This window comes from Streptomyces hygroscopicus subsp. hygroscopicus (assembly GCF_001553455.1).
Classification (GTDB): Bacteria; Actinomycetota; Actinomycetes; order Streptomycetales; family Streptomycetaceae; genus Streptomyces; species Streptomyces hygroscopicus.
On record NZ_BBOX01000156.1, the window covers coordinates 1 to 22,462 of the forward strand.

Genomic DNA, 22,462 nt, shown 5'->3' on the forward strand with positions numbered 1-22,462 from the left:
CCCGCCGATCCGACCGTAATGGCGCTGCGGCCCGGCGAAAGCCGCACATAAACAACTCGGAAGTGGGACCCGGGCCGCTTCCCGGAACCGCCCGCCGGCGGCCCCGGTACGCGGCCCCGGCCGCTACGCCTGCCAGTCGTCCAGTTCGCTCGCGAGCTGGTCCAGCTCGTCCTGGCTGACGTCGATCAGATCCATGTCGGACGGGGTGTGGCGGACGCCCTGCGGGGTGTCGGCGTGGCGGGCCAGCGCCTCCAGGGCCCGGATCCACGCCTCCGCGAGATCCCGCACCACGGCCTCCTCCAGCAGCGCCGAGGGCCACTGCCAGAGCACCGACAGCGCGGGGCCGTCCCCGCGGTCCTGGGTGGTCGCGGTGACCTCCAGGGCGTGGGCGACCGGCATGTCCGGGTCCTCGCCGCCGACGGCGCCCGCTTCGGGGGCGAGCGCCCAGTCGGCGGCCCCGGGCCCGCCCGAGGAGTCGAACCGGCCCAGGTAGTTGAACCCGATCTGCGGTTCGGCCAGGCCCCGCAGCGAGGGCGCGGTGTCCGGGTTGAGATGGCGCAGCAGTCCGTAGCCGACGCCGTTGTCGGGCACCTGGCGCACCTGCTCCTTGACCCGGGCCAGGACATCGCCGACGGCCGCCCCGCCGGTCCACACCTCGCCCCAGTCGATCCGCCCGGGGTCCAGGAACAGCGGGTACACGCTGGTGAACCAGCCGACCGTACGGGACAGTTCGGTGTGCTCGGCGATCTCCTCGCGGCCGTGTCCCTCCAGGGCCACCAGCAGCCCGCCGCCCGCCCCGCCGAAGCGCCGACGGCGCCAGTCGGCCACCGCCAGGGTCAGCCCGGTGAGCAGCACGTCGTTGACCGACGCGCGGTACAGCTCGGGCAGCCGGGTGAGCAGGGTGCGGGTGGTGTCCGCGGGCAGCGCCATGGTGATCGCGCGCTGGGTGCGGGTGAGGTCCCTGGCCGGGTCGGGGGTCAGTTCGGCCAGTGGCTCCGGGGCCCGGGAGAGGCGGCCCCGCCAGGCCGGGAGTTCGGCGATCCGCTCCGGCCGCCGGGCCTCCTCGGCCAGCGTCCGCGACCAGCGGCGCAGCGAGGTGCCGACCGGGTCGAGCGCGGGGGCGCGCCCGTCCCGTACCGCCTCCCAGGCCCGGACCAGGTCCGGCAGCAGGATCCGCCAGGAGACCGCGTCGACGACGAGGTGGTGCACCGAGAACCACAGCCTGCCGCGCTCCCCGGGCCCGGCGTCGAACCACACCAGCTGGACCATCGTGCCGTCCTCGGGGGAGAGCCGGCCGATCGCCGCCTCGCTGTGCTCGGCGAGGCGGGCGCGGCGCCCGGCGTCGTCCAGGCCGGTGAGGTCGACCCGCCGGATCAGGTCCGCCGCGCGGACCGCGCCGCGCGGCGCCACCTCCAGCGACCAGCCGCGGCCGTCCACGGCCGGCGCGGACGGTACGGCCGGGGCGGCCGGGGCGTCCGGGGCGTCCGGGGCGTCCGGGGCGTCCGGGGCGGCCGGGGCGGCCGGGTCCGCGCCCTCCCGGGCCGGGGACCCTCCGGCCACCTCCGACGACCACCCACCACCCTCCGCCGACGGCGCGGACGAGGCGGCCGAGGCGGACAGTGCGACCGGATCCGCGCCCTCCCGGGCCGGGGACCCTCCGGCCACCTCCGACGACCACCCACCACCCTCCGCGGACGGCGCGGACAAGGCCGACGGCGCGGACGAGGCGGACGAGGCAGCCGCAGCCGAGGCAGCCGGGGCCGCGCCCTCCCGGGCCAGGGGCTCTCCGGTCCGCTTCAGCCGGGCCCGCAGTGCGTCGTGGTGGTCCAGCAGCGTCTGCACGGCGGTGACCAGCCGGTCCAGGTCCAGCTCCGCGGGCGTCTGCACCAGCATCGACTGGTGGAACCGGTCGATGGGCCCGTTCCGCTCGGCGAGCCAGCGGAGGATCGGGGTCGCGGGGATCTCGCCGATCCCGGCGTCCGGGTCCTCCGCCTCGGCCTCGGGGACGGTGCCCGCGGCGGCCGCGAGGGCCGCGACCGTCTGGTGGCGGAAGACGTCCTTCGGGGTGAAGACCAGACCGGCGGCGCGCGCCCTGGCCACCAGCTGGATGGAGACGATGCTGTCGCCGCCCAGGGAGAAGAAGCTGTCGTCGACGCCGACCTCGTCGGCCCCGATCCCCAGCACCTCCGCGACCAGCCGGCGCAGGGTCTCCTCCCGGGCGCCGCTCGGCGCCCGGGAGGCGCCGCGCTGCTCCGGCGCGGGCAGCGCCGTGCGGTCGATCTTCCCGCTGGTGGTCAGCGGAAGCGTCGCGAGGGTGACGAACGCCGCCGGGACCATGTAGTCGGGCAGGCGCCGCGCCAGCCCGGCCCGCAGCTCGTCGATGTCGAGGTCCGCCCCCAGGGCGGGCACCACATAGGACGTCAGCAGCCGCACCCCGGGCCGGTCCTCGCGCACCACCGTGGTGGCGCGGTGCACACCGGGGTGGTCCGAGACGGCGGCGGTGATCTCGCCCAGCTCGATCCGCAGCCCCCGCAGCTTCACCTGGTCGTCGGTGCGCCCGACGAACTCCAGCTCGCCGTCGGCGCGCCGGCGCACCAGGTCGCCGGAGCGGTACATCCGCGATCCGGGCGGCCCGAACGGGTCGGCCACATAGGCCGCGGCGGTCAGCCCGGGGCGCCCCAGGTAGCCGCGGGCCAGCGAGGCGCCCGCGATGTGCAGCTCGCCCACGCAGCCCAGCGGTACCGGGCGCAGCCTCGCGTCCAGCACGTGCAGCCGCGAGTCGGCGACGGGCGCGCCGAGCGCCGGTACGGCGTCGTCGGTCAGCAGCCCGCTCATCGCCGCCACACAGGTGGTCTCGGTCGGGCCGTACACGTTGTGCAGCCGCACCGTGTGCCGCCACCGGCCGATCAGCTCGGGTCCGAAGGACTCACCGCCGACGACGATCTCCATGCCCTCGGGCAGCCCGCCCTCCGGCAGCGCCGCCAGCGAGGCGGGGGTGAGGAAGGCGTGGGTGACGCCGTACTCGGCGCACAGGTCGAGGTACGCCTGGCCGGACGCCGGCCGGTCGGCCGGGACCACCACTAGCGCGCCGCCCGTCAGCAGGCTCATGGCCAGCTCCAGGAACGCCGCGTCGAAGCTGACCGAGGCCAGCTGCGGCACCCGGGCCCCCGGGCCGACGCCCGCCCGCTCCACCAGCGTCGCGCACAGCCGCGCCACCCCGGCGTGGGTCACCGTCACGCCCTTGGGCCGGCCGGTCGAGCCGGAGGTGTAGATGACGTAGGCGGGGTGCTGGGGCGACAGGTTGCGCGGGAGCGCGGCCGCGTCCGCGGGTCCCGCCGCCTCCAGCGCGTCGTACAGCGCCGTGGGCACGGTGGTGCGCGGCAGCCGCCCGGCGACGGGGCCGGAGGTCAGCAGCAGGGCGGGCCCGGCGTCGTCCAGCATGTACCCGATGCGGTCGCCCGGCAGCTCCGGGTTGACCGGCAGGTACGCCGCCCCCGCCCGCACCACCGCGAGCAGCGAGACGATCAGCTCGGGGGAGCGCGGCAGCGCCACCGCCACCAGCTTCTCCGGTCCCGCTCCCCGCGCGGCCAGCGACCGGGCGATCCGCTCGACCCGCGCGTCCAGTTCGGCGAAGGTCCAGGTCCGGTCCCCGGCCAGCAGGGCCGGTGCGTCCGGGGTCCGGGCCGCCCACCCGGCGAACAGCTCCGCCATGGTGGCGGCGGGCACCTCGCGGACCGCCGCGGCGTTCCACTCCTCGACGATCCGGTGGCGCTCCCCGGGCAGCAGCACGTCCAGCCGGTCCACCGGCGTGGACGGATCGGCGACGGCGGCGGCCAGCAGCCGCGCCAGCCGGTCCACCAGCATCCGGACGGTGTCCCGTGCGAAGAGGTCGGTGCTGTAGGTGAGCGCCCCCTCGATGCCCGCGGGCGCGCCGTCGTCGGTGTGGGTCTCGGACAGGGTGAAGGACAGGTCGAACTTGGCCACGTCGTGGCCCATCGGCTGCGGTCCCGTGGTCACCCCGGGGAGTTCGACCCTGCCCTCGGCGGTGTTCTGGAACGCCAGCATCACCTGGAACAGCGGGTGCCGGGAGGCCGAGCGCTCGGGGTTGATCAGCTCGACCAGCCGCTCGAACGGCAGGTCCTGGTGGGCGTACGCGGCCAGGTCGGTCTCCCGCACCCGCTCCAGCAGCTGGGCGAAGGTCGGGTCGCCGGAGACGTCGGTGCGCAGCACCAGGGTGTTGACGAAGAAGCCGACCAGGTCGTCCAGGGCGTCGTCGGTGCGGCCCGCGATCGCCGTGCCGAGCGGGATGTCGGTGCCCGCGCCGAGCCGGCTGAGAGTTGCGGCCAGACCGGCCTGGACGGCCATGAAGAGGCTGGCCCGGTGCTCCAGGGCCAGCTCCAGCAGCCCGCGGTGCACCTCGGCGTCGAAGCGGAAGGTGACCATATCGCCGCGGTAGCTGAGGGCGGGCGGGCGGCGGTGGTCGGCGGGCAGCGCCAGCTCCTCCGGGGCGCCGTCCAGCGCCGACCGCCAGAACGCGGCCTGCCGGGAGATCGTGCTGTCCGGGTCGTCCTCGCTGCCCAGCACCTCGTGCTGCCACAGCGTGTAGTCGGCGTAGCTCACCGGCAGCGGGGTGAACTCCGGGGCGCGGCCCGCGCTGCGGGCCGCGTAGGCGGTGGACAGGTCGCGGCCCAGCGGGGCCATGGACCAGCCGTCGCCCGCGATGTGATGGACCACCAGCGCCAGGACGTGCTCGGTCCGGCTCAGCGCGAACAGCCACCCGCGCACCGGGATCTCGGTGGCGATGTCGAACGCGTACCCGGCGGCCTCGGTGAGCGCCGCCGCCAGACCGTCCTCGGTGACCTCGGCCACCGTCAGCTCGGGCACCACGTCCAGCACCACCTGGCGGGGCCGGCCGTCCACTTCGGGGAAGACGGTGCGCAGGCTCTCGTGCCGGGTGACCACGTCGGCCAGCGCCGCGCGCATCGCCTCCCGGTCCAGCTCACCGGTCAGCCGCAGGGCCATCGGCAGGTTGTAGGTGGCGCTGGGCCCCTCGAACCGGCCCAGGAACCACAGCCGCCGCTGGGCGAAGGACAGCGGCACCTCCTCGGGCCGCTCCCGCGCGGTCACCGCGCGCCGGGCCCCGCCCGCCCCGCCGACCAGCCCGGCCAGCCCGGCGGGGGTCGGCGACTCGAACAGGTCGCGCACGCTCAGCTCCGCGCCCAGGGTGGTACGGATCCGGCTGGTCAGCCGGGTGGCGAGCAGCGAATGGCCGCCGAGGTCGAAGAAGTTGTCGTCCACCCCGGCCGCGGGCACCCCGAGCACCTCGGCGAACAGCGCGCACAGCGCGGCCTCCTGCGGGGTGGCCGGCTCCCGCCGCTCGGCGTCCTCCCGGACGGGCGCGGGCAGCGCGCGGCGGTCCAGCTTGCCGTTGGGCGTCAGCGGCAGCGCGTCCAGCGCGACGAAGGCGCTGGGCACCATGTAGTCGGGCAGGGTGGCGGCCAGGTGCTTGCGCAGTTCGGCCGGGGCCGGGGCGGTCCGGCCGGCCGCCGGGACCAGATAGCCGACCAGCTGCGGCGCCCCGGGCCGGTCCTGCCGGGCCAGGACGGCCACCGAGGCGAGGTCGGGGTGGGCGGCGAGCGCCGTCTCGATCTCGCCCAGCTCGATCCGGAAGCCGCGCACCTTGACCTGGTGGTCGGCCCGCCCGACGAAGTGCAGCTGTCCGTCCTTGCCCCAGCGCACCAGGTCACCGGTGCGGTACAGGCGGGAGCCGGCCGGGCCGAAGGGGTCGGCGACGAAGCGCTCCGCGGTGCGGTCCGGCCGCCTCAGATAGCCGCGGGCCAGCCCGGTGCCGGCCAGGTACAGCTCCCCGGTGACCCCCGGGGGCACCGGGCCGAGGGTGTCGTCCAGGACGTAGACCCGGTCGTTCCACACCGGGCGGCCGATGGGCGCGGTGGCGGGCCACTCCGCGGGGTCGGCGGGCAGGGTGGTGGCGGTGATCACATGGCTCTCGGTGGGGCCGTAGTGGTTGTGCAGCCGCAGCCCCGGCCGGCCGGCGCAGAAGGCGCGCAGCCGCGGGGTGAGCGCCAGCGCCTCGCCCGCCTGGGCGATCACCCGCAGCTCGGCGAGGGCGGCCCCGCTTTCGAGCGCGGCCTCCGCGACGGCGTCCACCACCAGGTTGGGGGCGTACAGCTCGTTGATCCGGTGCTCCTCCAGCCACCGGGTGAGGGCGGCGGCGTCGCGGCGCACCGCGTCGTCCGGCACCACCAGGGTCTTGCCGGTGAGCAGGGTGGCCAGGATCTCCTGGGCGGAGACGTCGAAGCTGATCGCGGTGAACTGCGCGACCCGCGTCCCGGCGCCGCCGCCGATCTCGCCGTGGTGCCAGGCGACCAGGTTGGCCATGGCGCCGGCGGGCATCACGACGCCCTTGGGGCGGCCGGTGGAGCCGGAGGTGTGGATGACGTAGACCGGGGCGGCCGGGTGGAGCGGGCGCGGCCGGTCGGCGTCGGTGGGGTCGGTGTCCCGCTGCGCGGCCAGCGCCTGGGCGGTCTCCGGCTCGTCGAGCGCCAGCACCGGGGCCCGGACGCCGTCCGGCAGCACACCGCCGCGGGTCAGCACCACCGCGGGGGCCGCGTCGGCGAGCATGAAGGAGACGCGCTCGGTCGGGTACGCGGGGTCGATGGGCAGGTACGCCGCCCCGGCCTTGACCACCGCGACCACCGCGACCAGCAGGTCCACCGAGCGCGGCAGCGCCACGCCGACGACGTCCTCGGGGCCGATGCCCCGGGCGAGCAGCAGCCGGGCCAGCCGGTTGGCGCGGGCGTTGAGTTCCGCGTACGACAGGGCGGTGTCCCCGTGCACCACGGCCGGGGTGTCCGGCAGCGCGTGGGCCTGCCGCTGGAACAGCTCCGGCAGGGCCGCGCCGTCGAGGGGGCGCGCGGTGTCGTTGTATTGGTTGAGCAGGCGGTGCCGCTCCATCAGGTCCAGCAGGTCCAGGGAGCCGATCGGGCGCCCCGGGTCCTCGGCCGCCGCGGCGAGCACCCGGACCAGCCGGTCGGCGAGGTCGCCCACCGTCTCCCGGTCGAACAGGTCGGTGCTGTACTCGATCCGTCCGTCGATCCCGTCCGGCGCGCCGTCGGCGGTGCGCCGCTCGACCAGCCCCACGAACAGGTCGAACTTGGCCATCTCGCCGAGGTGTTCGTAGGGCTCCACCCGCAGCCCGGGCAGGGCCAGTTCGGCCGGGCGGTTGTTCTGCACGGTGAACATCACCTGGAACAGCGGGTGCCGGGCCAGGGACCGCTCCGGGTTCAGCTCCTCCACCAGCCGTTCGAAGGGCACGTCCTGGTGGGCGTAGGCGGCCAGGTCCGTCTCGCGCACGCGCTGGACCAGCTCGCGGAAGCTGGGATCGCCGGAGGTGTCGGTGCGCAGCACCAGCGTGTTGAGGAAGAAGCCGACCAGCCCGTCCAGGGCGTCGTCGGCGCGGCCCGCGATGGGCGTGCCGATGGGGATGTCCGTACCGGCCCCGGACCGCGACAGCAGCACCGCCAGCCCCGCCTGGCCCACCATGAACAGGCTGGCCTGGGAGGTGCGCGCCACGGTCAGCAGCCGCTTGTGCAGCTCCTGGCCCAGCTCGAAGGTCACCGTGCCGCCCGCGTAGCCGGCCACCGCCGGGCGCGGCCGGTCCACCGGCAGGTTCAGCTCCTCCGGCATCCCCTCCAGCGTCTCCCGCCAGAAGGCCAGCTGCCGGGCGATCGGGCTGCCGGCGTCCGCCTCCTCGCCCAGCACCCGCTGCTGCCACAGCGCGTAGTCCGCGTAGCCCACCGGCAGCGGCTCGTACCGGGGCGCGGCGCCCTCCAGCCGGGCCGCGTAGGCGACCGAGAGGTCGTGGCCGAAGACGCCCAGCGACCAGCCGTCGCCGACGATGTGGTGCATCACCACCAGCAGCAGATGGCTGTGCGGGCCGGTGCGGAAGACCCGTACCCGCAGGGGGATCTCCTCGGCCAGCCGGAACCCGACCGCCGTCTCCTCGTTCAGCGCCTGCCGCAGCCGCTCGGGCGCGGCGTCGGGGAGGTCCACCACGGTCAGGTCGAGCCGGGCGTCGGCCGGGTCCAGCACCCGCTGGTAGGGGTCGCCGTCCAGGTCGGGGAAGACCGTGCGCAGGCTCTCGTGCCGGGCCACCACGTCGTGGAAGGCCAGGCGCAGCGCGGCCAGGTCCAGCTCCCCGGTCAGCCGTACGGTGAGCGGCACGTTGTAGACCGGCTGGGAGCCCTCGAAGCGGTCCAGGAACCACAGCCTGCGCTGGGCGAAGGACAGCGGTATCCGCTCGGGCCGCTCCCCCGCCTCCAGCGCGGGGCGGCCGGCGGCGGCCCGGTCCAGGCCGCGGGCGATGGCCGCCGGGGACGGGGTCTCGAACACCGCGCGCAGCGACAGCTCCACGCCGAAGATCGCCCGCGTCCTGGTGACCAGCCGGGTGGCCAGCAGCGAGTGGCCGCCCAGTTCGAAGAAGTCGTCGTCCACGCCGACCTCGGGCACCCCGAGCAGTTCGGCGAAGAGCGCGCACAGGATCTCCTCCTGCGGGGTGCGCGGGGCGCGCCCGCCGAGCCCGGCCGCGCTGTCGGGCTCCGGCAGCGCCTTGCGGTCCAGCTTGCCGTGCGGGGTGAGCGGCAGGGCGTCCAGGGCGACGAAGGCGCTGGGCACCATGTACTCGGGCAGCGAGGCGGCCACGTGCTCGCGCAGCGCGGCGGCGGGCGGCACCTGGGCCCCGGCCACCGGCACCAGATAGCCGACCAGCCGCTTGTCGCCCGGGGTGGGCTCGCGCACCACGACCACGGCGCGGTCGACGGTCTCGTGCGCGGCCAGGCGCGACGCGATCTCGCCGGGTTCGACCCGGAAGCCGCGGATCTTCACCTGGTCGTCGGCGCGGCCCGCGAACTCCAGTACGGCGCCCTCGCCGCCGTCCCGCCAGCGCACCAGGTCGCCCGTGCGGTACATCCGGCTCCCGCCCCGCGCGAACGGGTCGGCGACGAAGCGCTCGGCGGTGACCCCGGGCCGGCCCAGATAGCCGCGGGCCAGGCACGGTCCGGAGATGTACAGCTCACCGGTGACCCCGGGCGGCACGGGCCGCAGCGCGCCGTCGAGCACCCGCAGCCGCGCGGTGCCGATGGCGGTGCCGATCGGCGGCGGACCGGCGCCCTCCAGGGGGTCGCTCATCGAGGCGCAGACCGTGGTCTCGGTGGGCCCGTAGGCGTTGAACATCCGGCGGCCGGTGGACCACGCCCGGACCAGTTCGGGCGCCGCCGCCTCACCGGCCACCACCAGCACCCGCACCGTGGGCAGGTCGCCGGGGTCCAGCACGGCCAGCGCGGCGGGCGGGATCGTGGCATGGGTGACCCGGTGCTCGGCGGCCAGGTCGGCCAGGGCGCGGCCGGGCCGCAGCCGCTCGGCCGGGGCCAGCACCAGCGCGGCCCCGGTCAGCAGCGCCATATACGTCTCCCAGACGGCGGCGTCGAAGCTGGGCGAGGCGAACTGCAGCACCCTGCTGCCGGGGCCGACCCCGAACCGTTCGACGTGCGTGGTGACGAGCCCGGCCAGACCGCGGTGCGTCACCACCACGCCCTTGGGGCGGCCGGTGGACCCGGAGGTGTAGATGACGTACGCGGCGCACTCCGGCGTCACCGCGCCGAGCGGCTCCCGCGGGCCGAGCGCGGAGTCCGGCCGGTCCTCGATCCACCGGGCGGTGTCCGGGTCGTCCAGCGCCAGCGGCGGCGCGGCGTAGGCGTCCGGGATCAGCCCCGCCGATCCGGCGGTGGTCAGCACCAGCGCCGGGGCGGCGTCGGTGAGCAGATAGGCGATGCGGTCGGCCGGATAGGAGGTGTCCACCGGGAGGTAGGCCGCGCCCGCCTTGAGCACCGCCAGCATGGCCACCACCAGCTCGGGCGAGCGGTCCAGGGCGAGCGCCACCACCTGCTCGGGGCCCACGCCGCGCTCGATCAGGGCGCGGGCCAGGCGGTTGGCGCGGCGGTCCAGCTCGGCGTACGACAGCGTCCGGTTCTCGTGGACGAGGGCGACGGCCTCCGGGTGGCGGCGCACCCGCTCGGCGAAGAGTTCGGGGATGACCGGGCCCGCGGGCAGCGGCCGGGCGGGCTCCCCCAGCGCCAGCAGGTGGTCGCGCTCGGCGCCGGACAGCAGCGGGAGCCCGCCCACCCGCTGCCCGGGGTCGGCGGCGAACGCCTCGAACAGGCGGCGGAACCGCTCGCCGAGCGCCTCGATGTCCGCGGGGCGGAACACCTCCGGCCGGTAGCGGAAGTGCAGCCGCAGTTCCTCGCCGGGCAGCGCGGCGACGCTCAGCGGATAGTGGTTGGCGTCGGTGCCGCGGGCGCCCGTCAGCGTCAGGTCGCCCGGCAGCTCGGGCAGGTCCTCCCCGCCCATCGGGTAGTTCTCGGTGACGGTGAGGGTGTCGAAGAGGGTGCCGTGCCCGGCCGCCCGCTGGATGTCGGGCAGGCTGAGGTGGTGGTGGGCCATCATCCCGGCGGACTGGCTCTGCACCCCGCTCAGCAGCGAGAGCAGGGTGTCCCGGGGGCTGATGCGCACCCGGACCGGCACCGAGTTGATGAACAGCCCGACCATGTGCTCCGCGTCCGGCAGTTCGGCGGGGCGGATGGCCACCGTGGAGCCGAACACCACGTCGTCCCGCCCGGTGAGCTGCCCCAGCAGCAGCGCCCAGCAGCCCTGGAACACGCTGTTCACCGTGAGGTCGTTGCGGCGCGCGGCCTCCCGGACCCGGGCGCCCAGCTCCGGCTCCACGGTGAGCACCAGTTCGGCGGGCGGGGCCGCGGCCCCGGCGTCGCCCGGCGCGACCAGCGTGGGCTCCTCGACGCCCGCGAGCACCTCGCGCCAGGCGGCCTCCGCCGCGGGCCGGTCCTGCCGGCCCAGCCAGCGCAGACAGTCGCGGTACGGGGTCACCCGCGGCAGCCCGGACGCGTCACCGCGCCGGTGGTAGATCTCGAACAGCTCGTACAGCAGCCGTGCGGTGGACCATCCGTCCAGCAGGATGTGGTGGGCGTTGAACATCAGCCGGTGGCTGCGCTCCCCCAGCCGCACCAGGGTGAAGCGCAGCAGCGGCCCGGTGGACAGATCGAAGCGGTGGGCCGCCTCCTCGGCGGCGAGCCGCTCGGCCTCGCGCTCCCTGGCCGGCCCGTCCAGCCCGGACAGGTCGAACTCCCGCCAGGGCACCTCCACCTCCCGGGGGATGACCTGGACCGGGCGGCTCAGCTTCGCGTACCGGAAACCGGCGCGCAGATTGGCGTGCCGGCGCAGCAGGGCGGCCACCGACTCGCGCATCACCCCGGCGTCCAGGGCGCCGTCGAGGTCGATCAGGATCTGTGCGACATAGACATCGTGCTGCTGCTCCCCGTACAGGGTGTGGAACAGCAGACCCTCCTGAAGCGGCCACAGCGGAAGGACGTCATCGATGGCTGCTCGCGTCATTATGGAAATCTCCACTCGTCATTCCGGGATCGCCGACAAGGGGCTCGGCCGCCCGCCACCAGCCGTGATCGTCGAGTGTTGTGCGCGGCCGGTCCACCGGCAACGGCGCTGCAAAAACTTCGTTTTACGCGGAAGCGCGGCCGGGCCGCCGCCACGAAGAGCCCCGGAATTCCCGCTTCGAAGAACTCACACTTCGAAGAATTCACACTGCCGCTGACCGGTCCCCTCCGGCCGTGCTGTCATCGGTGCGGCCGCGTGCCGTCAAGCGCCCGCGGGCCCGCTACCCGCACCGCGACCCCAGGGAGTACTGGTGACGCACACCGGCACGCTGTCCCGCTATTGGATGTTCAGCGACGAGTACACACAGGACCCCTATCCCTTCCTCGCCCAGCTGCGCGAGGAACAGCCGGTGTGCCGGGTGGAGACCCCGGACGGGGTGCGGGCCTGGGTGGTGAGCCGCTACGACGACGTCCGCGACGCGCTCTCCGACCCCCGGCTCGGCCGGGACATCGGCAAGCTCTACGCGGCGCTGGGCAGGCAGCTCGGCCAGGACATCAAGCCCGCCGACGAGATCAGCAACCATCTGGCCAACTCCGATCCGCCGCGCCACACCCCGCTGCGCAAGGCGCTCACCTTCGCCTTCACCCCCAAGCGGGTCAGGGGGCTGCGCGACGGCTGGGGGAAGGTGGTCGACGATCTGCTCGACGAGATGGTGCGGACCGGCAACCGGGACCTGGTCTCCGGGCTCAACGAACCGCTGCCGATCATCACCATCGCGCAGCTGATGGGCGTGCCCGACACCGACTGGCCGCGATTCCTGGTGTGGACCAACACGCTGCGCCGGGTGGACGCCAGCGATCCGACGGGCCTCATCGCCGAGCACACCCGGCAGCTGTCGGACTACCTCAAGGCGCTGATCGCCACCAAGCAGCGGGACCCCCAGGACGATCTGATCTCCGCGCTGGTCCATGCCGACGAGGACAAGCGGCTGACCGCCGCGGAGGCGCTGTCCACCGCGTTCGCCCTGATGACCGGCGGCAACGACACCACGACCAGCCTGCTCAACGGCTCCTTCGCGGCGCTGCTCACCCACACCGGGGAGGCCGACAAGATCCGGGCCGACTGGAGCCTGCTGCCGAACGCGGTCGAGGAGCTGCTGCGGTACACCAGCCCGCTGATCAACTCGTTGCAGCGGGTCACGCTGGAACCGGTCGAGCTGTGCGGGGTGAAGATCCCCAAGGACGAGATCATCATCATTTCGCTGGCCGGGGCCAACCACGATCCGCACGCCTTCCCCGACCGTCCGGCGGAACTGGACATCACCCGTCCCCGGCCCGCGCATATGAGCTTCGGCCACGGAATCCACTACTGCCTGGGCTCCCATATGTCCAAGGCGCTGACCGAACTGGCGATTCGGCGGGTCTTTGAACGCTTTCCCGATATCCGGCTGGCCGTGCACCCGTCGGAGGTGCGTTATCGGCCCGGACTGATGGTCCGTCCGATGATCGACCTGCCGGTGCGTTTCTGAACCGCGCACAGCGCGGACGTTTCCGAACCGCACAGCGCAGACGATTCCGAACCGCACAGGGCAGACGATTCCGAACCGCGCACAGGGCAGACGTTTCCGAACCGCACAGCGCAGACGATTCCGAACCGCGCAGCGCAGACGATTCCGAACCGCGCACAGCGCAGACGTTTCCGAACCGCGCACAGGGCAGACGTTTCCGAACCGCGCACAGCGCGGACACCGCCCGGGACCCGCCGTCAGCGCGCCCCGGGCTGTTTTCTTTCGCTTTCCGGAGGACCCATGGATTTCAGTCTGTTCTACTTCGCCAACAACGACACCGAGGAGTGCGACCGCTACCGGCTGCTGCTGGACGGCGCCCGGTTCGCCGACGAGAACGGTTTCGCCGCGGTGTGGACCCCCGAGCGCCACTTCCATCCGTTCGGCGGGCTCTACCCCAACCCCGCGGTGACGGGCGCCGCGGTGGCGGCGGTCACCCAGCGGGTCGCGGTGCGCGCCGGAAGCGTCGTGGCGCCGCTGCACCACCCGATGCGGATCGCGGAGGAGTGGTCGGTCGTCGACAACCTGTCGGGCGGCCGGGCCGGGGTGGCGTTCGCCTCCGGCTGGCACGCCGCGGACTTCGCGCTCCGCCCGGAGAACTACGAGAACCGCAAGGCCGAGCTGATGGCGACGGTCGAGACGGTCCGCCGGCTGTGGCGGCGGGAGAGCGTGTCGCTGACCGACGGGGCGGGCGAGACGGTGGAGCTGACCATGTTCCCGCCGCCCGTCCAGCCCGCGCTGCCGATGTGGCTGACCAGCGGCGGCACCCCGGCGACGTTCACCCTCGCCGGTGAACACGGGCTGGGGATGCTCACCCATCTGCTCGGCCAGGAGGTCGAGGTCCTCGCGCGGCGCATCGACGACTACCGCCGGGCGTACCGCGAGCACCAGCCCGCCTCGGCCGGGCGGGGGCATGTGGCCGTGATGGTGCACACCTTCGTCGGCACCGACCGCGACGCCGTGCGGGAGACCGTGCGCGAGCCGTTCTCCCGCTATCTCGCCAGCTCCTTCGACCTGCTGATCAAGGCCGCGGAGGCAGCCGGCGCCCAGGGCGCGGACATGTCCCGGGAGCTGAAGAGCATGGGCGAGGAGGACCGCCGCTTCCTCGTCGCCCAGGCGTTCGACCGGTACTTCGAGACCAGCGGGATGTTCGGCACCGTCGAGGACTGCGTGGCGATGCTCAAGCAGCTGAAGGACGCGGGGGTGGACGAGGTCGCCTGTCTGGTGGACTTCGGCGTGCCGACCGACGCGGTGACCGGCGCCTTCGAACACCTGGCCCGCCTCCACGACACCTGGCGGGCACACCTGGGGCACTGACCCCTGGGGGGCCGCCCCGGAGGGGGCCGCATACCGGGGGTGTGACCCAGATACGCGTCAAGGGCAATGAGATGATCTCGAGCCCTGAACGGTAACCGGGGTGCCCCCCGGGTTACCCGGTCTTCTCGGCGGTGAGGACGCGGGCCGGGCGCGAGCTGGGAGTTCCCCGGCCTTCAGGGGGCGAAGTCTGCGTGCGCGGCCTCGACGATGCTGCACACCGTGCTGCGGCGGAGAGGCGTCGGCGGCGGGGGGCCGGGCCGCCACGGTCGGCCCGGGCCGCGGTCGGACGGGGTCGGCACCCACAGCGTCACGGGCGCCTCACGCGCGAGCGGCGATGCGCTCGCCGAGCTCGGCGGCGGCCGGGCTGTCGGGGATCGAGGGCAGGCGGGCGGCGATGTTGGTCAGGCCGTCGTTGATCCGTACGGACTGCACGCCGTCGGCGCAGTCGAGGAACGCGCTCCAGGTGGCCAGCGCGGTCTCGGTGTTGCCGCGCTTGAGCTGGACGTGGCCGAGGTCGGCCAGCACGATCGCCCGCGTCCTCTTCCGGTCGAGCCCGTGGATGTCGAGAGCGAGGTGAAGGTGTTCCTCGGCGGCGGCGAGGTCGCCGAGCTTGGCGTGGATCATGCCGGACTCATGCGCCCACCGGCCATGGCTGTAGTGGCTCGCCCAGGACTGCCCCGGCAGGGCCGGCGCGTGCTCGATCGCGGCCTGGGCGGAGGTGAGGAGCTTTGCGGCGGTGGTGTGGTCGCCATCGGCGGCTGCCGCCCGGGCGTAGGTGTTGCGGTAGTACGCGAGCACCTTGGGGTTGGTCAGCTTCCTACCGCGCTGCTCGCACGCCTCGGCGAGCCGTACGGCGGTGGGGATGTGTCCGAGGTCGATGGCCTGGTCCGCCAGGCCGCGCAGGGCGGTGGCGGCGAGTTCGTTCTCGCCGGCCTCGGCGGCGAGCCGGTAGCTGTGCAGGTGGTACTTCTGGCTCAGGCCCTGGTTGCCCTCGTCGCGGGCCATCCAGCCGATCAGGTGCACCAGCTCGCTGGTCGCTGCGAACAGCTCCCGGCCGACTCGCTCGGTGTAGTGGCCATCCAGCCACCGGTTCACGTCCACGGTCAGGTACCGCACGGCAAGGTGGCGGGCGTGGCCGCCGCCGAGCTCGGAGGCGGCGTCTCCGAGGGTGGCGGTCATCGTGCGGACCGCGGCGACCTCCCCCATACCAACGTTGATGGGGCCGGGCCGGTTCGCGCGGCGGGTGACCGCTTCGGCGTCGGGGAGGTCGAGCGCGTCCAGGCCGACAGCGGCGGATGCCGCGAGGAACTGCCGTCGGTCCACGTCGGTGCCTCCCAGGAGCATGACCGAGGTCACGGTATCGGCGAACTGGCCCCCATTGTCCTCGGACAGATCGATGTTGAGGACCTGTTCGATGAACGGCAGCCACACCCGGGGGACCCGTAAGCCTTTCTCCCACCGGTAGACCTGCTGCCGGTCGAGGAACCCCGCCTTCCCCCAGCGGGCCACCGACAGCTCGTTCGCGAGCTTCTCCTGGCTGCACCTGGGCCGCCGTGCTCCGCGTGCGGCGCGGATGCGTTCCCCGATGGTCATGTCGGGCCCGATCGTCCGTCGTACTGGTTCACAACTGGCCTACAGCTGGCAGACATTCTGGCAGCTCCCCACCGGCCGTGTCTGCGCGTTGACTGATGGTCACCAGTCCGGCGACACAGACAGCCGGGCAACGAGCGGAAGGAAGTCCGCCATGGGCGAGAACACCACCCCGGTCTACCAGGCCCCCGTCGTCCTCGACGCCGGCGCCGTCGTCGTGGTGACGCTGGGCACCAACAACTTCGACACCGCCGACGACACCGAGTACAAGAACGCCTGACCCGCGAACGGCCGGGGCCCGGTGGGGAATCGAGTGCCACGCCCCGGCTCCGGCGAAGGAGGCGTTGGGCCTGCCACACCCCGTGCTCATGCTCGGGACGGGCGGGCCCGGCGCCTCCGTCCCTTTTTCGACCAGCACGGTTGCGGACGGAAGCGAGGCAGCGATGAGGTGGAGCGCGGGGTGGTACGGGACCGCCGGGAGCGACCGGCGGCCCGCAGGAGGCCGGGCGGTGCCCGGCCTGGACAGCACGTGGACGTGCCGGTGGCCCGCCGCCCGGATCAGTGCGGTGGGCGACGAGCGGGCGGCGCTGGCGGTGATCGGCGAGTGCGGCGCCGATGAGGCCCAGCTCCGGGATGCTCTGCCGGTCGTACGGGCGAAGGGCTGGCGGGCGCTGACGCGCTGGCCCGGCTCGTACCTCGCCGTGGCCCGCAGTGGCGAGACGCTGGCGGTGATCGGGGACCTGGCCGGGCAGTACTCGGTGTACTACCGCACCGACGCGGCTGGCACGTGGTGGTCGACCGCAGCGTCCGCGCTCGCCGGGCTGGACGGGGCCCCGATCGACGTGACCGCGTTCGCCGCCCATCTCGCCTTCGGGCAGCCCGACGTGCTCGCCGGCCGGAGTCTCTTCCGCGACGTTAAGCGGGTACCCGGCGGGCATCTGCTGCTGCTCGGCCCCGACGGAGCAGCGGTGGAGCGGTACGAGCCGGTCTCCTACCCGCGGGTGGACCTGCGCGAGCAGGCGTCGGTGGCGCGGGCCGCGCTCGCCGAGGCGGTCGCCGTACGGATCGACGGCCGGCCGGTGAGCGCGGACCTGGCGGGGCTGGACTCCACCACGCTCGCGTGCCTGGCCGCCCAGCGAGGGCCGGTGGCCGCGGTGACGTTCGCTGACGAACGCCTGCGTGACGACGACCTCGCGTTCGCGGTTCGCACTGCGGCCACCGTGCCGGGGCTCACCCACCATACGGTCCCCGGCGCGGCGGGAACGGTGTACTACGCCGGGCTTGACGACCTGTTCGCCCTGCCGGTGACCGACGCCCCGAACGCGTACGTGGTGACCGCGTCCATCAAACGGGCCGTCCTGGACACGGTCGCCGAGAACACCCCGGGCCCGGGGGTGCACTTCACCGGCGCGGCCGGGGACGCCGTGCTGTCCGCTCCCTCCTCCTACCTCGCGGATCTGCTGCGCGAACGGAGGCACCGGCGGGCCTTGCAGCACGCGCTCGCCCACGCCCGGCTGCGGCACACTTCCGCCTTCCACGTGCTCGCCCGTACCCGCCCGGCCTCCAAGGTCGACCTGGCCGGGGCCTGGTGGCAGATGGCCGCCGAACTGCGCGGGCCCGCGCGGGACTGGATTCCCCAGGCCCAGCGCCCACTCGCCTGGACGCCCCTGCTGGCCTCGGCGGACTGGATGACCCACGGCGCCCGGCTGATGCTGGCCTCCGCCGTGGACGAGGCCGCGGGCGCGCTCACCGACGCGCCGACCCGGCTGGCCGAGTGGTCCGACCGGCAGGACCTCGCGCGGGTCGGCGCGAACACCGCTGGGTGGCGGGCGCTCGCGCTCGCCGGGCACGGCATCGAGCTGGCCGCCCCGTTCCTGGACAACGAAGTCATCCGTGCCTGCTTCGCCGTGCCCGCGGACGAGCGCGGCGCCCCCGGCGCCTACAAGCCGCTGCTGAACGCGGCGTTCACCGGCAGCCGGGTGCTGCCCGGTTTCGTGCTGGCCCGTACGACGAAGGGCGGGTTCAACGCCCTCGCGTACGCGGGCTTGCGCGACAACGCCCCCGTCCTCAAAGACCTGCTGGGTCCGTCGTCGCAGGTGGCCGCGCTCGGACTGGTCAGCGAGCAGCCGGTCGCCGACGCGCTGGCCCGGGCCGCGGCCGGGCAACCGACCGCCCAGGGCGCCTTGCACCTGGTGGTGGCCGCCGAGGTGTGGCTGCGGCAGCACGCCGCCGCCCCGGCGGTGTGGTGGGAGGAGGTGGGCGGCCGTGTGGCGGCTGTGTGAGAGTGCCCATACGGTGCTCACCGACGAGGGCGGTGTGATCCTCAGCGAGCGGACCGGACGCTGGGCCTACCTGACGCCGACCGCGTCGGCCGCGGTGATGCTGTTGCTCGCCTCCACGAGCCAGGAGGAGGCCGCCGACCAGTACGCCGAGCGGTACGGCATCGGCGTGGGGTCGGCTGCCGCCGACGTCCGCACGGTCGCCGAGGCGCTGGCCGCGCAGGGCCTCGCCCACGACGGCCAGGCGCCGGCCCGGATGCGCCGCCGCTGGTGGGGATGGCGGTCGTGACCAGCATGGAGGCGTACTGCACCGTCCGGACCGGCACCCTCGGCGAGCGGCTGGCCGCCGCGGCCGGGCTCGCGCTCGCCCTGGTCCTGCTGCGGCTGCCGTTCCGGCACACGGTCCGCGCCGCCCGTCTCGCCCGCTGTCTGGGCCGGCGCGAGCTGGACGCGGCCCGGGCCGAGGCCCTCGTCGGCGCCGTCCGGCACACCGCCCGCTGGTGGCCGGGCCGGGCCGCCTGCATGGAGACTTCGCTGGGCGCCGTGCTCGCCGCCGCCCTGCTCGGCCGCCGTCTCGACTGGTGTCTCGGGGCCCGGTTCGCCCCGCCGCCGGTCGAGTACCACGCCTGGGCCGAACTGCCCGGGCACGGACCCGTCGGCGAGTACACCGCCGCCGGATGGCACCACCACACCGCCCTGACGATCTGACCCCCGAAGCCGCAGCCGGGCGCGTGTCCCTCACTCGCCCGGAGCAGTTGCCCGTATACGAGCGCCCGTAGCCCCTCGAAGGAGTGAACCTGTGACCGCCGTCGCCGACGCCGCCGATTCCGTTCCCGAACGCCACTACACCCACCATGACGGCCGCGGCGCCACCCCGCACCGCTCCAACCCGGTCGTGGTCCACCGCGAGCTCACCACCCTCGACGTACACGGCGGCATGAACGTCGTCGAGTTCGGCACCGGCTCCGGCTACTCCGGTGCCCTGCTCGCCGAGCTCGTCGGCCCCACCGGCGCGGTGGCCAGCCTCGACATCGACGCCTACCTCGTGCGCTGGGCGAACCTCATCCACCACGAGCGCGGCCTCTACCACATCCGCTGCCACGTCGCCGACGGCACCGCCGGGTTCGCCGAGCGGGCGCCGTACGACCGGATGGTGGCTTGGTGCACCCCGCCGCTGCTGCCGAAGGCGTGGGTGGACCAGGTCGCCGACGGCGGTCTGATCGTCGCCCCGCTGCCGATCGCGGCCGTCCCCAACATGACCGTGGTCGCGAAGGTCCGCGTGAGCGGCGGCGAGCCGGTCGTGGAGGCGGTGTTCACCGGCGGGTACATCGAGGCGACCGGCTCACCGAAGGACAACCTCGACCTGCCGGGCCGGTGGGTGGACTGGGATAACCGCACCCCCGCCCCGTCGTGGATCTCCATCGCCTGGCGCGAGCGCGACGACCGCCTCCACACCGGCGCCCGCACCGTGCTCGCCCGCCTGCTCAAGGACGCCCACACCGAGCCGTACGACGGCGGCGAACTCGACTGGCCGTCCTGGCGGACCTTCGCCGCCGCCCAGGCCGACCCGCAGCTCACCATGGCCGGCCTCACCCCCGACCTGTGGGCCCTCGGCCACTCCACCCAGGCCACGGCCGCCGTCCTCCAACAGGACGGCACGATCCTCGCCGACCGCCCCGACTCCCCGTCCCTCGCCGTCCTGCGCGACTGGCTGACTGCCTGGGAGGCCGCCGGCCGCCCCGCGCCCGAGACCTACACTCCCGCCCTCACCCGAGGCGCGGACGGCTGGCACCTGCGCCTGACCCGGTAGAGCCCGGAAGGCTCTGCGGACTCAGGGGCCTGGGCGGGGAGCGTGACGGCCCCCGCCCGGGCCCCTGGCAATCTCCGGCCCGCCCCGGGGCCCGGGCGTGCGGTGGAGACATGGCCGGGCGGGTACGCCGCTGCGCGTACATCTTCTGCACCGAGCCGCTGCCGGTGACGTCCCGCAGCGAAAAGCGGTTCTGCTCTCCGGCCTGCAAGCAGGCGAATCGCCGGTGGCGCCGCCACCGGGCCGAGGCCGTCGCCATCGGCCTCTGGTACCACCTGGGCGTCGAGACCGAACACGTCGTGCTTCGTGGCGACGCAAGTAAGAATTCGAACGGCCCGGCGTTGGTCTTCCCCGCCCCGTCCTGGTCATCGTTCATATCGGCCGTCAGGGACGGGCAGTTGCGCCGCGCCTGACCTGCACTGACGCCTCTTCGGACAGCGGCCCCTGACCACTCGGCAGGGGCCGCTGCGCTGCCCCGGTACGGCGCTGCCCCGGTACGGCGCCGCCCCGGACAGGGACGGGCCGGACAGGGACGGGCCGGACGGGGCCGGGCCGGAGCCCGGACGGCCGCTCACGGCCGTCCGGGCTCCGGCGCGGGCGGGGCCGCGCGGCCCGGGGTCAGCGCGCGGCGGCCCGCTCGTAGGCCCGGTTGGCCAGCGGGACCACGACGACCAGCAGGGCCACCACCATGATCAGGGAGGACAGCACCGGATGCCGCAGCGGGAACGCCGGATCGGGGGCGTTGCCCGTGGGGTTCCCCCACAGCTCCCGCATCCCGGTGGTCAGGGTCGACACCGGGTTCCACTCGGCCACCGGGCGCAGCCAGCCCGGCAGGTTCTCGGCCGGGTAGAAGGTCGCCGACAGGAAGGTGAGCGGCATGGTGATCACCATGGCCACCGAGTTGACCGCCTGGGGGTGGCGCAGCAGCAGCCCGATGAGCGAGCCGAGCCACGCCGTGGCGTAGCCGAGCAGCAGCAACAGCCCGAAGCCCGCGAGGGCCTTGAGCGGTCCGCCGTGGATGCGCCAGCCGATGAGCAGGCCGACGGAGAGCATCGCGACACAGGAGATGGCGTTGAGCACCAGGTCGGAGAGGGTCCGGCCGAGCAGCACCGAGCCCTTGCCCATCGGCAGTGAACGGAACCGGTCCACCAGGCCGTTGGAGAGGTCCTCGGCCACCCCGACACCGGTGTTGATCACCCCGGCCAGCATCATCTGGGTGAAGATGCCCGCCATGATGTACTCGTGGTAGTCGCCCTCGGGCACGTTCATCGAACTGCCGAAGAGGTAGCCGAAGAGGAACACGAACATGATCGGCATCAGGGTGATGCTGAGGATCCGCTGCGGTGCCCGCTTCAGATGCCGCATATGGCGGCCGGCCAGGGCGAGCGCGTCGCTCAGGACGTAGGTGGTCATCGGCTCGTCGCCTCCAGCTCGGCCTCGGGTCCGGCTCCGGTCAGCTCCAGGAACACGTCGTCCAGCGAGGGGCGCCGGACGAGGAAGTCGACCACCTCTACCGAGGCCCCCTGGAGTTCCGACGCGGCCGCGGAGACACCGGCGATACCGGTCTCCAGGGCGACCGACACCCGCATCCCGCTGTCGTCGACGGCCGGCGGCGCGGAGCCCGGTGAGGAGATCCGGGCCAGCGCGGCCCGGGCGGCCTCCACCATCCCGGCGGTCCGCACGGTGATCTCCAGCCGCTCGCCGCCGACCTTCTTCTTCAGCTCGTCGGGGGTGCCCTCCGCCGCCACCCGCCCCTTGTCGATCAGCGCGACGCGGTGGGCGAGCTGATCGGCCTCCTCCAGGTACTGGGTGGTCAGCAGCACGGTGACCCCCTCGGCGACCTGTTTGCGCACCATGTCCCACAGCGCGTTCCTGCTGACCGGGTCCAGCCCGGTGGACGGCTCGTCCAGGAAGATCACCGGCGGGTTCCCGATCAGACTGGCGCCCAGGTCGAGCCTGCGCCGCATACCGCCCGAGTAGGTCTTGACGACCCGGTCGGCGGCGTCGACGAGGTCGAACATCTCCAGCACCTCGTCCGCGCGGGCCCGCGCCCGCTTGCGGCCCATGTGCAGCAGCGTGCCCATCAGCACCAGGTTCTCCCGGCCGGTCAACTCGCCGTCCAGCGCGGCGTACTGCCCGGTCAGCCCGATGCTGCGGCGCACCTGGTGGGCCTGGCTCAGCACGTCGTAGCCCGCGACGGTCGCGGTGCCCTCATCCGGTGTGACCAGTGTCGACAGCGTCCGCACCGTGGTCGTCTTGCCGGCGCCGTTGGGGCCCAGGAGCCCGTAGACCGTGCCCGCCTCGACGGACAGGTCGATGCCCCCGAGCACCTCATGGTCCCCGTAGCGCTTCCGCAGCCCCGCCGCGGAGATTGCGATATCCATCAGACTCCTCATCGTCGGCCGGTACACCGGTCCGGTC

Annotated in this window: 12 protein-coding genes; 8 read left to right on the forward strand and 4 right to left on the reverse strand. The window is 74.0% G+C overall.

The features are described 5' to 3' along the window. Positions 1 to 123 precede the first annotated feature (123 nt). Positions 124 to 11,484 carry a non-ribosomal peptide synthetase gene (locus AXW62_RS17585; protein WP_060945363.1) on the reverse strand — a complete coding sequence of 3,787 codons (11,361 nt, stop codon included), beginning with the start codon at positions 11,482 to 11,484 and terminating at the stop codon, positions 124 to 126. A 310-nt stretch (positions 11,485 to 11,794) separates the two neighbouring features. Here AXW62_RS17585 and AXW62_RS17590 point away from each other — a divergent pair, with 310 nt between their 5' ends. Further along, the gene (locus AXW62_RS17590) at positions 11,795 to 13,012 is read left to right on the forward strand and encodes a cytochrome P450 family protein (protein ID WP_060945364.1); all 1,218 of its coding nucleotides are present in this window, start codon (positions 11,795 to 11,797) and stop codon (positions 13,010 to 13,012) included. Positions 13,013 to 13,291: 279 nt separating this feature from the next. Next, positions 13,292 to 14,365: a MupA/Atu3671 family FMN-dependent luciferase-like monooxygenase gene (locus AXW62_RS17595; RefSeq protein ID WP_060945365.1), complete on the forward strand. Its 1,074-nt coding sequence runs from the start codon at positions 13,292 to 13,294 to the stop codon at positions 14,363 to 14,365. 318 nt (positions 14,366 to 14,683) lie between these two features. On the opposite strand, the gene AXW62_RS17600 is transcribed toward AXW62_RS17595, so the two are convergent. Further along, positions 14,684 to 15,958, reverse strand: coding sequence for an NsdA family TPR-like regulatory protein (locus AXW62_RS17600; RefSeq protein WP_252368638.1), 1,275 nt, complete (start codon positions 15,956 to 15,958; stop codon positions 14,684 to 14,686). Between the two features lie 151 nt (positions 15,959 to 16,109). Between AXW62_RS17600 and AXW62_RS46670 the strand changes: the two genes are divergently transcribed. The 6 genes from AXW62_RS46670 to AXW62_RS17625 all read left to right on the forward strand — a co-directional run bounded on the left by AXW62_RS46670 (position 16,110) and on the right by AXW62_RS17625 (position 20,454). Continuing rightward, a complete protein-coding gene (locus tag AXW62_RS46670; RefSeq protein WP_284709075.1) occupies positions 16,110 to 16,235 on the forward strand; it encodes a hypothetical protein in 126 nt (41 codons plus the stop codon). Positions 16,236 to 16,398: 163 nt separating this feature from the next. Next, positions 16,399 to 18,237 carry an albusnodin/ikarugamycin family macrolactam cyclase gene (locus AXW62_RS17605; RefSeq protein WP_159060908.1) on the forward strand — a complete coding sequence of 613 codons (1,839 nt, stop codon included), beginning with the start codon at positions 16,399 to 16,401 and terminating at the stop codon, positions 18,235 to 18,237. Next, positions 18,221 to 18,523 carry a PqqD family protein gene (locus AXW62_RS17610; RefSeq protein WP_060945367.1) on the forward strand — a complete coding sequence of 101 codons (303 nt, stop codon included), beginning with the start codon at positions 18,221 to 18,223 and terminating at the stop codon, positions 18,521 to 18,523. The genes AXW62_RS17605 and AXW62_RS17610 overlap by 17 nt, the downstream gene beginning before the upstream one ends. Positions 18,524 to 18,528: 5 nt before the next feature. After that, positions 18,529 to 18,942, forward strand: a complete 414-nt coding sequence (locus AXW62_RS17615; RefSeq protein ID WP_078961881.1) for a lasso peptide biosynthesis B2 protein — start codon at positions 18,529 to 18,531, stop codon at positions 18,940 to 18,942. A gap of 91 nt (positions 18,943 to 19,033) precedes the next feature. After that, positions 19,034 to 20,044: a protein-L-isoaspartate O-methyltransferase family protein gene (locus AXW62_RS17620; protein WP_060945369.1), complete on the forward strand. Its 1,011-nt coding sequence runs from the start codon at positions 19,034 to 19,036 to the stop codon at positions 20,042 to 20,044. 110 nt (positions 20,045 to 20,154) lie between these two features. Continuing rightward, the gene (locus AXW62_RS17625) at positions 20,155 to 20,454 is read left to right on the forward strand and encodes a DUF397 domain-containing protein (RefSeq protein WP_060945370.1); all 300 of its coding nucleotides are present in this window, start codon (positions 20,155 to 20,157) and stop codon (positions 20,452 to 20,454) included. 205 nt (positions 20,455 to 20,659) lie between these two features. On the opposite strand, the gene AXW62_RS17630 is transcribed toward AXW62_RS17625, so the two are convergent. Both AXW62_RS17630 and AXW62_RS17635 read right to left on the reverse strand, forming a co-directional pair. Then, positions 20,660 to 21,454 carry an ABC transporter permease gene (locus tag AXW62_RS17630; protein WP_060945371.1) on the reverse strand — a complete coding sequence of 265 codons (795 nt, stop codon included), beginning with the start codon at positions 21,452 to 21,454 and terminating at the stop codon, positions 20,660 to 20,662. After that, positions 21,451 to 22,425 (reverse strand): ATP-binding cassette domain-containing protein, encoded by a 975-nt coding sequence (locus AXW62_RS17635; RefSeq protein ID WP_030828178.1) that lies wholly within the window; start codon positions 22,423 to 22,425, stop codon positions 21,451 to 21,453. Before AXW62_RS17635 ends, AXW62_RS17630 begins: the two co-directional genes overlap by 4 nt. Positions 22,426 to 22,462 lie beyond the last annotated feature (37 nt).